We start from the raw sequence: 9,812 nt of genomic DNA, 5'->3' as shown, positions 1-9,812 counted from the left end.
AGGTCGTTTAGCTCAGCTGGGAGAGCACCTCCCTTACAAGGAGGGGGTCACTGGTTCGATCCCAGTAACGACCACCATATTCGCAAGCGAAGCTGAGATATCAGCTTCAGCTTCAGCTTCAGTTGCAGAGAAAGTCCCCACTCAGATGGGGATTTTTTTTGCCCGCAATTCAGTACTTCAACTTCTTCTGTTGCCGGTGTGGCGAGCCGAACGCCACCTCTTATTGTGCCACTCTGCCGCTCTGCCGCTCTGCCGCTCTGCCGCTCTGCCACTCCGACCCTTCTTCATCCTGCTCTTCCGAGATTGCCCGACTGCACTCCTGTCCATCGTGATGCTGCTCATATGAACGCCTGTAATAAAGCAAACGCCAGCAATAAAAAGGGCAGGCCAAGGCCTGCCCGCAAAGATGCGCAAGGTGCTACATGATCCCGCGGATCAGGATCCCGCTGATCAGCAGCGGCGCCACCACGCGCCAGCACCAGAGCAGCGCCAGACGCAGGGCAGGTGACAGGCCCACAGGGAGAATGGCATCACCCAGGCGCCAGCCCAGCAGCAGGGTCAGTACCAGACCAAACAGCGGCATCATCAGGTTGGAGGTCAGATAGTCGAGCAACTCGAAGATGGTCTTGCCAAACAGGGTCAGATCGCTCCATGGGCCGAACGACAGGCTCACCGGAATGCCGGAGGCCATGATGAGCAGGGTCAACACCCGGCAGGCGCCACGGCGCGACCAACCCCACTCCTCGGTGGTGAAGCGCACCAGATGCTCCAGCATGGAGATGGAGGAGGAGAGCGCGGCGACCAGCAGCAACAGGAAGAAGACCACCCCCAGTCCCTGACCGAACGGCAGATGGCTGAACACGGCAGGCATGGTCATAAAGGTGAGACCCGGCCCGGCAGTGGGGTCTATGCCGGTAGAGGCCAGCGCCGGGAAGATCATCAAGCCCGCCAGCACCGAGATAAGGCTTGCCAGAGTGACCACCCAGACGCCGGAGCGCAGCACACCTTCGCTATTGGGCAGGTAGGCGCCATAGGTCGTGTGTACCCCGAGCCCGATGGAGAGGGAGAAGAAGGCCAGTCCCAGCGCGTCCAGCACGCTCTGGCCGGTCAGCATGGAGAAGTCCGGCAGCAGCAGCTGGCGCACACCCGCCATGGAGCCGGGCATGGAGAGGCCAACCCCCACCAGCAGTAGCATCATGATGAAGAGCGCGGGCATCATCCAGCGCAGTGCCCGCTCCACCCCTTTCTGAATCCCCCCCTGCACGAACCACCAGGTCAGGCCCGCGAAGATCAGATGGGTCAGCACCGGCCACCAGGGGTTGCTGACATAGCCGTTGAACAGGGCGGTGAGGGCGCTCCCCTCGCTCAGGTTGAGCTTGCCAGCCATCGCCAGCGCGGCGTAACCCACGGTCCAGCCACCGACCACGCTGTAGAAGCTGTATATAAAGAAGCCGCAGGCGATCCCCATATACCCCATCCAGCGCCAGTTCGGCCCCACCAGTTTGCGAAAGGCGCCGAGCACCCCGCGCTGGCTATGGCTGCCGAGCAGGGTTTCGCCGACCTGTACCGCTACCCCCAGGGTGAAGCTGAACAGCAGAAACACCAGCAGAAAGGCGCCACCGCCATTGGTGGCGGTCACATAGGGAAACTTCCAGATGGCACCAAGGCCAATCGCTGTGCCTGCTGCGGCCAGCACATGACCGAGACGGGAAGACCACTGAACCTGGCTCATACAACCTCCGGGTAACACGACATCGAAGCAATACTCCTCTGTAGCAATAAACGACAGACCATAAAAAAGGCCGCCTGAGGCGACCTTTGCAATGAACATTCAGAAAAACTGTGCGTGCAAGGTCACCTCTCTTGCGAGCTAAAAAATCGACCAAACAGCACGAGGATGGCAGACATGAGGTGACAACCTGACTAATGAATTAGGAAACAGCCTAAACCATGGAAAGAATAATTGACACATAAAATCGAAAATTTTTTATGTGTGCCGCTGTCACCACTCTGACTATACGTACAACTCAGTAGGGGAAAACCTCGCCGGGCCGTATCTTTTCTACCTTGTGGCTATTTACTGGGCGATAATCGACGTAGCTTCTTCTGGAACTAGTGACCGCTACATGGCACTGACGGGAACAACGATGAGACAGGATGTCGTATGAGATGGATGGTGCTGCCCTGGTTACTGATCAGCCTGAGTGTGTCGGCGCAGTCCGGATTAACCCTGCTGAGTCACGACTTACCCCCCTTTACCGAATACCGCGACGGCAAGCTCGACGGATTCGCTATTCGTTTGATTGATGAGGTGCAGGAGGAGCTTGGCACCCGCTATCCGGTGCGGATTTACCCGCTCAAGCGGGCGCTGGCGCTGGCACGGGTCGAGCCCGGCTATGGACTGTTCGTGGTACAGCGGCTCCCGGAGCGGGAGTCTCATTTCAAATGGGTTGGCCCGCTCTTTATCAATCGGGTCTTTATCTATCAGGGGCCGGATAGTCGCCACCCGCTGACCTCGCTGGCACAGTTGCGAGATCTGCCCAGAGTGGGGGTCGTGCTGGGCAATGCCGATGATGTGCGGCTGACCCATGAGGGCTACACCAATCTGGTGCGCTACAAGACAGTCGGGGAGGCGATAGAGCGGCTGATGCTGGGCAAGATCGATGCCTTGCCGATGGCGGAGCTGGTGATGGAGGCCACCCTCGACAAGATGGGGTTATCCCGGCGCAGCATCGTCAGCAGTGGCGTGCTGCTCCATCAGGCCGGTCTCTATATCGTCTTCTCCAAGGGAACGGATGATGCCGAGATCACCCGTTGGCAGCATGCCCTGGAGGCCGTCAGAGCCGCCCAGGGGCGGGCCGATGAGCCCACCCGCGAAGAGTAACCGTCACACCAGACCGCGAATCAAGATCCCGCCGATCAGCAAGGGGGCAATCCAGCGCCAGCAGTTCATCAGCAAGTGATGCCAGTGGCTGGCAATCCCCTGCGGCAGCGCCTTGCGTCCCAGCTTCCAGCCCAGCAGCAGCGTCAGCATCAGGCCGAACAGCGGCATCATCAGGTTGGAGGTGACAAAGTCCAGCAGCTCGAAGATGGTTTTGCCAAACAGGGTGGCGTGTTGCAGCGGGCCAAACGACAGGCTGACCGGAACACCGCTAACCATGACGAATCCAGTGATGGCGCTGCAGGCCGTGCGGCGTGACCAGCCCCAGGTCTCGCACAGGAAGCACTGCAAATGCTCCAGCAGGGATATGGCCGAAGAGAGTGCCGCAAAGACCAGCAGGGCGAAGAAGATCACCTCAAGCACCTGACCGAAGGGCAACAGCTGAAATACCGCCGGCATGGTCATAAAGGTGAGGCCGGGGCCGGAGGCCGGGTCGATACCGGTCGAGGCCAGCACCGGGAAAATCATCAAACCCGCCAGTACCGCCACCATGCTGGCCAGCAGCACCACCCAGAGGCTGGAGCGACCAACCCCTTCGCTGGTCGGCAGATAGGCGCCGTAGGTGGTGTGAATGCCCAGACCGATGGAGAGGGAGAAGAAGGCCAGCCCCATGGCATCGAGCACGCCGGACATCCCCAGCTTGCTGAAGTCGGGCATCAGGAAGTGACGTACTCCCGCCATCGCATTGGGCAGGGTGAGGCCAAAGGCGACCAGCATCAGGATCATCAGGAACAGGGCCGGCATCATCCAGCGCAAGGTGCGCTCCACTCCTTTCTGAATGCCTCCTTGCACGACTATCCAGGTGAGGGCGGCAAACAGCAGGTGAGTGAGGATTGGCCAGACGTCGCCGCTGACATAGTCATTGAAGCGGGCGGTGAGAGCAGCCGCATCCCCATGGTTGAGCTGACCGGAGAGGGCCATGCCGGTATAACCCAGGGTCCAGCCGCCCACCACGCTGTAGAAGCAGTAGATGAGCAGGGTAGAGATCACCCCCATTACCCCAACCCATCGCCACTGTTTGCCGAGCAGATCGGAGAAGGCACCGACTACCCCGCGGCGACTCATGCTGCCGAGCAGGGTCTCCCCCATCAGTACCGCAACCCCCAGGGTGAAGCTGAACAGCAGAAAGACCAGCAGGAAGGCGCCGCCGCCGTTGACGGCTGTGACGTAGGGGAATTTCCAGATTGCGCCGATACCGACCGCGGAACCCGCTGCGGCGAGGATGTAGCCGAGTCGGGATGACCATTGGGACTGCTTCATAAGAACTCCAATCGAGCGCCCCTTGGCAGGGGCAGAATGGCGCTCATGTTACGGAGGTCACTGCGCAATCACTACGACGGTTATCAGGTGTATATGCGATTTATTGGCATGATATGCTAATTTAATTCTGTTTTTTGCCCAATTCTGCCACTCAATAAAAAACCGGAGCGAGATTGCTCCGGTTTGGCCTCTGACAACTGCTCGTCGGCGGACTAGATCACCCCGAGCTCCCGCAGCCGCTCCATCAGGTAGCTGTGGGCGGTATGGCGCTCGGAGAGCACCACATCCGGGCGCGGATGGAGGAACAGCGGCAGGGAGATGCGTGACTTGGCGGCATTGCCACCGGTCGGGTTGATGACGCGGTGAGTGGTGGAAGGGTAGTAGCCGCGAGAGGCCTCCTGCAGCATGTCGCCGATATTGATGATGAGGGTGCCAAAGTCGCACGGCACGTCCATCCACTCGCCATCGAAACCCTTCACCTGCAGCCCCGGCTCGTTGGCGGCGGGCAGAATGGTGAGCAGGTTGATATCCTCGTGGGCGGCGGCGCGGATGGCGCCCGGCTCCTCGGTGCCATCGAACGGCGGATAGTGCAGCACCCGCAGCAGGGTTTTCTGGCTCTCTTCGATCATCGAGGAGAGGGGGCAGCTGTAGTGAGCGGCGATATCGGCCGGGGTGTACTGCTCGACCCAGCCCAGCAGCTCGGCGGCCAGACCGTTGGCGAGGCGGTAGTACTCCATTGCCTGCTCCTTCAGTTCTTCCGGCATCTGGCCCCAGGGGTAGATGTGGAAGTACTCCTTGATGTCTTTCTGGCTATGGCCCTTGGCCACCTCGGAGACCGACGGCGGGAAGTAGCCATCCTGGGTTTCGCGGTTGAACAGGAAATCCTGCTTCTGCTCGCTCATGAAGAAGCGATACCAGTTGTCGTAGATGGACTGCACCAGCTCTTTCGGGATGGGGTGGTTGGTCAGCACGCCAAAGCCGGTGGTTCGCAGGGATTCGGTGAAGCGTTGGGCCGCATCGGGTGAGCGGTAATCGACGGTCAGGACTTTCATTGTTTTTGTTGCGCGCCAGTTAAAAGATGGCGCAGTTTACCTTGCACCTGATAACAAGGAAAGCGGGTTGGCTGCCCCGTCTGGCACGGCGTTGAATAGTGACAAAAACATCAAATAAACCGCACCAGACTGCGCGGGGGCGCATCCCTTGTTATGGCCTTTTATCCTCTCTAGAATGCCGCTCACTATCTTTTCCGGAGTCTGTTCATGTCCCCCAAAATCCTGTTGCTGACCCTGCCGGTATTGCTGGCGGGATGCAGTGCCCTGTCAGAAGATGAGTGCCGCACCATGAGCTGGTACAACCTGGGTTATCAGGATGGATCGGAAGGCAAAACCCGTCAGGCGACCCGCGACTACGTTTCGTCTTGCAGCGAATATGGTCTCAAAGTGGATGAGGCCGAGTGGAAACGGGGCTACGACAAGGGGCTGGAGCTCTACTGCATTCCCGAGCTGGCTTACAGCAAGGGCAAGGAGGGGCAGGCTTATCTGGGGGTATGCCCCAATGACGCCAGCTTCCTCAAGCAGTATCAGCGTGGCTACGAAGAGTACAAACTGGCTGCTCGCCTGCGGGAGATCAGCGACGAGCTGGAGCGTACCGAGCGTGATATCGATACGCTGGAGCGCAGCATCCGCAACGAAACCAACACGGAACAGCGTGACTATTACCGCGCCAAGCGCGATCGGGCCATTCGCCACTACGAATCCCTGCGCCGGGAGTACAACCGTCTGCGTTATCCGGATCGGGTGATCCAGTTCTCCTTCGGCGGTTAATCCCTCTCTTCATGGCCAGCCCGCGTGCTGGCCATGTTGCATCTTGTCAGCTCAGGGCAGAACCCAGCGCTGTAGCGCCAGTGCGATGCCATCTTCGTTGTGATCGGCCGTGACCCGATGGGCATGACTCTGGATTTGCGGGGCCGCATTGCCCATGGCCACCGCCAGCCCAACTTGCTCGAACATGCTGATGTCGTTGTTGTTGTCACCAAACGCCACCACCTGTTCCATCGCAATCCCTTCGCTGGCTGCCCACTGGGCCAGCCGGTTGCCCTTGCTGCAACCGGGCTGTACCAGCTCCACCGCATAGGGGGCCGCCCAGTCGCGGGTAAAGGGCATCTGCTCGACCACCTCGCCCATAAAGGTGTGCAGGCGTGCCGGATCCTGATTGAACAGCTCCAGTTTCCAGACCGGGTTGTCGAGCCAGCCTGCCAGCTCCTCGACCGGGTGGAGGGCGATCTTTAGGTGGTCCGGCTGATTGGCCGACCAGTGGCGGATGCGGGTGACATGCTCCTCGCAGCCGATGTAGCCAATGCCCTCGCTCAGGTGGAACAGGGCGCCCATCTGCTGCGCCTCGACCGCGGCCAGCAGCTCGGTAAGCGGAGCGACCGCCAGCGGGTCGCCACGTAGGATCCGGTTCTGCACCGGATCATAGAGATAGGCGCCGTTGCTGCAGATGAGGGGGGTATCGAGGGCCAGCTCGTGGTGGAAGGGACGCGCCGTCATGTAGTGGCGCCCCGTGACCAGCAGCACCTTGATGCCGTGGGCGCGGGCTTGCGCCAGGGCTGCCCGGGTGGCCGACGAGATCTTGTGATCCCGGGTCAGCAGGGTGCCATCCATATCGAGCGCGATGGCCTTGTACTCACTCATAGCTCCTCCAGCATCGAACAAATCCGCAAAGAGCTTTACCGTCCCAGACCCGGCGCCCCGATGCAAGTCTTGCCCGCGGCCGAAGCGCCGAACTGTGATCCCTTCGTGGCTCAGGTGCAGCTTGCCAGCTGTTGACGACGGTCGGCACGGCGACGCAGCAGATAGAAACCGGCGGCACTGGCAAGGGAGCAGAGGGTGGCGAGATAGAAGGGCCACTCTGTACCGGCCAGCAGCACCAGACTGCCGAGCAGCACCGCCAGGATCTCGCTGCCCACGGCGAGGGCACGGTAGAGCCCCATTGCCTGCCCCTGCTGCTCCGGGTTGCTGCGGTTGGAGATCGCCACCGAAGTGGCCAGCTCCCCCAGGCTCATGCCGATGCCAGCCGGAACGAAGGTAAGCGCCAGCCCCCACCAGTGCACGGGCAGGATAAAGAGCAGCATGCCGCTCGCCATCACCAGATGGCCGACAATGCCGAGGGAACTGCCGCGCCAGTGACGGGCGATGCGGGAGCCGAGCCAGGAGCCCGCCATCATGGGCAGGCTCACCAGCACCGCTGCCTGCGCCAGCTGGGCCGGATCCCAGGCCAGCCGCTCCACCAGCCAGATATTGAAGTAGGTGAAATAGAGCTGCACGGCGCCATAGCTGATCAGGGTGAGTGCGAAGTAGGGCAGCAGGGCCGGTTGCAGCAATAGCTGGCGGCTGGAGAGGGTCACTGCCTGACGGGTGGCCGCCACCGGCGGACGATAGGGGATCAGCCAGTAGACAAGCAGCAGGTTGAGCAGGGTCATTCCTACCGCCAGCCAGGCGGCCAGACTGTAATCCCCCGAGATCACCGCGGCGTAGCCCCCGATCATCGGCCCCACTACCCAGCCCAGATTCATGCCGATGTTGATCCAGGCGAAGCTGCGCGCCTTGTGCTCCTTGCCGGCGAGAGCCGCCGCCATCGCCTGCACGATGGCGATGTTGCCGTTGCACAGCCCCTCCACAATCCGGCTGAGCAGCAACAGGGGGAGGGAGCGCCAGGCGATACCGAGTGCCATCAGGGCATAGCCTGCCAGTACCCCCGCCAGCGAGAGCAACAGCAGTGGCTTGCGGCCATAGCGGTCGGAGAGGCGACCGAGCCAGGGGCTGCCCACCAGCTGGAACAGCGGGTAGAGCCCCATGATGACCCCCAGCCACACCTTGCGGCTCCAGTCGGAGGCATCCGGCATCAGCATGCCGTGGGCCGGATCCAGCAGCAAGGGTGCCAACACCGGGGAGGGGAGACTGAAACCTGCAACTGCCAGCGTGACCGTCATGACCAGCACCCAGAGGGGATTTTTGTGCCCGTGTTTCTCCATGTCGCACCCATTAAATAAAGTTATTGGTTTATTTATGCTGATTCATAGACGGGATTAAGTAAAGTGAATTGTTGATTTAATAAAGGGCGCTCCCCATAATGAGATCATGAACGCAAGCACCGACAAGATCCTGTTTCTGCTCAAGAGCCATGGCCCGCAGAGCGCCGCCGCGCTGGGGGAGCAGTTGCAGATGACCTCCATGGGCGCCCGCCAGCACCTGCTCGCACTGGAGCAGGAGGGGTGGGTCACATTCAGCGACGAGGCGCGCGGGCGCGGTCGTCCCGTGCGGCTGTGGCAGCTCACCGAGCAGGCCTGGCAGCGCTTCCCCGATAGCCATAGCGACCTGACCGTGCAGCTGATCGACAACGTGCGCGAGCTGTTTGGCGAGGAGGGGATGGAACGGCTGATCCAGCAGCGGGAGCAGCAGATGCTTGCTCGCTATCAGGAGGCGCTGGGGTCCCATGGCCTCTCTGGCCGGCTGGCGGCGCTCAAGGAGCTGCGCACTCGCGAGGGCTACATGGCGGAGATCCGCCGCGAAGAGGATGGCAGCTGGCTGCTGTGGGAGAGCCACTGTCCCATCTGTGCGGCAGCGCGCAGCTGCCGCGGTTTCTGTCGCAGCGAACTGGCGCTGTTTCGCCAGCTGCTGGCGCCAGCAACGGTGGAGCGGGAGCAATATCTGCTGGAGGGGGCGCATCGCTGCCTCTATCGCATCACGCCGCCCGCGCTCTGATTTCGTCAAACGCCCAAAAACAACAAAGCAGGCGCCGGGATGCCTGCTTTGTTGCCTTCGGGGAGGGGGTTCTCTCGTTCCAGCCCGTCGTTTCCCGATAAGGTAAGACGGCTGATGGGGCTCTTGACCCGGTAAGGTCCTTCACCGCAGAGACCCGGTCAGGTATCTGCTTTGCCACCGGAAGATGTAACCATAGTATCCCTCCCGTGCCGGTGAGTGGTTGCAAAGTAACCACTTATTTCGGTTGTTTTTGCAATAGTTCACCCTTAATCTAGGAAAAGTGGATTAGTCATTGCAACGAGGAAGGGTAAATGCTGAAACTTGATCGCATAGACAGACATATTCTCGAGCTGATGCAGGAGAATGGCCGCATCAGCAATCTGGAACTGGCCGAGCTGGTCGGGCTCTCGCCGTCCCCCTGCTCCCGCCGGGTCAAGGCGCTGGAGGATGCCGGTCTCATCGACACCCACGTTACTCTGCTCAACGCCCGCCAGCTTGGCCTCACCCTCACCGCCTACATTCACATTTCCATGGACAGACATACGCCCGAGCGGTTCGAGAATTTCGACCGCGCCATCAGCGAACTGCCCGAAGTGTTGGAGTGTGACCTTATCACCGGCAATGATGCCGACTACCAGCTCAAGGTGGTGGTGCGCGACATGGAGCACTACCAGCACTTCCTGCTGGACAAGCTGACCCATATTCCGGGGGTGACCGGGGTGCGCTCCAGCTTCGTGCTGCGCCGCATCAAGCACAAGACGGCGCTGCCGCTCAACCATCTGGGTTGAGCCCGCGCAAACCGCTTATAGAAACAGAAAGAGGAGGCCAGTGGCCTCCTCTTTTGCTAT

The 9,812-nt window shown here is 60.7% G+C and carries 9 protein-coding genes and 1 tRNA gene; 5 read left to right on the top strand and 5 right to left on the bottom strand.

Annotation, left to right across the window (positions count from 1 at the left end):
* Position 1: 1 nt before the first annotated feature.
* Positions 2-77: transfer RNA gene (locus tag G5137_RS13865), tRNA-Val, on the top strand.
* 341 nt (positions 78-418) lie between these two features.
* Here the strand turns inward: G5137_RS13865 and G5137_RS13860 are convergent.
* On the bottom strand, positions 419-1,732 hold the full coding sequence (locus G5137_RS13860) for a sodium-dependent transporter (RefSeq protein WP_005362979.1): 1,314 nt from the start codon (positions 1,730-1,732) through the stop codon (positions 419-421).
* A 432-nt stretch (positions 1,733-2,164) separates the two neighbouring features.
* Between G5137_RS13860 and G5137_RS13855 the strand changes: the two genes are divergently transcribed.
* Entirely contained in the window at positions 2,165-2,884 is a 720-nt protein-coding gene (locus G5137_RS13855; RefSeq protein ID WP_421255554.1) for a substrate-binding periplasmic protein, read from the top strand.
* 3 nt (positions 2,885-2,887) lie between these two features.
* Here G5137_RS13855 and G5137_RS13850 read toward each other — a convergent pair whose 3' ends face one another.
* Both G5137_RS13850 and G5137_RS13845 read right to left on the bottom strand, forming a co-directional pair.
* Positions 2,888-4,201, bottom strand: coding sequence for a sodium-dependent transporter (locus G5137_RS13850; RefSeq protein ID WP_201938701.1), 1,314 nt, complete (start codon positions 4,199-4,201; stop codon positions 2,888-2,890).
* A gap of 212 nt (positions 4,202-4,413) precedes the next feature.
* Positions 4,414-5,253 (bottom strand): isopenicillin N synthase family dioxygenase, encoded by an 840-nt coding sequence (locus G5137_RS13845; protein ID WP_139443304.1) that lies wholly within the window; start codon positions 5,251-5,253, stop codon positions 4,414-4,416.
* A 207-nt stretch (positions 5,254-5,460) separates the two neighbouring features.
* On the opposite strand from G5137_RS13845, the gene G5137_RS13840 reads away from it, so the two are divergent.
* Positions 5,461-6,024, top strand: coding sequence for a DUF2799 domain-containing protein (locus tag G5137_RS13840; protein WP_005362971.1), 564 nt, complete (start codon positions 5,461-5,463; stop codon positions 6,022-6,024).
* A gap of 51 nt (positions 6,025-6,075) precedes the next feature.
* Here G5137_RS13840 and G5137_RS13835 read toward each other — a convergent pair whose 3' ends face one another.
* On the bottom strand, positions 6,076-6,894 hold the full coding sequence (locus G5137_RS13835) for a Cof-type HAD-IIB family hydrolase (RefSeq protein ID WP_100652799.1): 819 nt from the start codon (positions 6,892-6,894) through the stop codon (positions 6,076-6,078).
* A gap of 110 nt (positions 6,895-7,004) precedes the next feature.
* Positions 7,005-8,234 carry an MFS transporter gene (locus G5137_RS13830; protein WP_421255553.1) on the bottom strand — a complete coding sequence of 410 codons (1,230 nt, stop codon included), beginning with the start codon at positions 8,232-8,234 and terminating at the stop codon, positions 7,005-7,007.
* Between the two features lie 106 nt (positions 8,235-8,340).
* On the opposite strand from G5137_RS13830, the gene G5137_RS13825 reads away from it, so the two are divergent.
* Both G5137_RS13825 and G5137_RS13820 read left to right on the top strand, forming a co-directional pair.
* On the top strand, positions 8,341-8,964 hold the full coding sequence (locus G5137_RS13825; RefSeq protein ID WP_421255552.1) for a helix-turn-helix transcriptional regulator: 624 nt from the start codon (positions 8,341-8,343) through the stop codon (positions 8,962-8,964).
* Positions 8,965-9,275: 311 nt separating this feature from the next.
* Positions 9,276-9,752: an Lrp/AsnC family transcriptional regulator gene (locus tag G5137_RS13820; protein WP_005304871.1), complete on the top strand. Its 477-nt coding sequence runs from the start codon at positions 9,276-9,278 to the stop codon at positions 9,750-9,752.
* Positions 9,753-9,812 lie beyond the last annotated feature (60 nt).

The sequence above is a fragment of the Aeromonas sp. 600282 genome (genome assembly GCF_049175755.1).
GTDB classification, from domain to species: Bacteria; Pseudomonadota; Gammaproteobacteria; order Enterobacterales; family Aeromonadaceae; genus Aeromonas; species Aeromonas veronii_A.
The sequence above is the reverse complement of the archived record's forward strand: the minus strand, read 5'-3'. Positions and strand labels throughout refer to the sequence as shown.

Bases quoted from the DNA above. Each gene is read 5' to 3' on its own strand.
- G5137_RS13860 (WP_005362979.1), bottom strand. From the start codon at position 1,732: ATGAGCCAGGTTCAGTGGTCTTCCCGTCTCGGTCATGTGCTGGCCGCA.
- G5137_RS13855 (WP_421255554.1), top strand. From the start codon at position 2,165: ATGAGATGGATGGTGCTGCCCTGGTTACTGATCAGCCTGAGTGTGTCG.
- G5137_RS13850 (WP_201938701.1), bottom strand. From the start codon at position 4,201: ATGAAGCAGTCCCAATGGTCATCCCGACTCGGCTACATCCTCGCCGCA.
- G5137_RS13845 (WP_139443304.1), bottom strand. From the start codon at position 5,253: ATGAAAGTCCTGACCGTCGATTACCGCTCACCCGATGCGGCCCAACGC.
- G5137_RS13840 (WP_005362971.1), top strand. From the start codon at position 5,461: ATGTCCCCCAAAATCCTGTTGCTGACCCTGCCGGTATTGCTGGCGGGA.
- G5137_RS13835 (WP_100652799.1), bottom strand. From the start codon at position 6,894: ATGAGTGAGTACAAGGCCATCGCGCTCGATATGGATGGCACCCTGCTG.
- G5137_RS13830 (WP_421255553.1), bottom strand. From the start codon at position 8,234: ATGGAGAAACACGGGCACAAAAATCCCCTCTGGGTGCTGGTCATGACG.
- G5137_RS13825 (WP_421255552.1), top strand. From the start codon at position 8,341: ATGAACGCAAGCACCGACAAGATCCTGTTTCTGCTCAAGAGCCATGGC.
- G5137_RS13820 (WP_005304871.1), top strand. From the start codon at position 9,276: ATGCTGAAACTTGATCGCATAGACAGACATATTCTCGAGCTGATGCAG.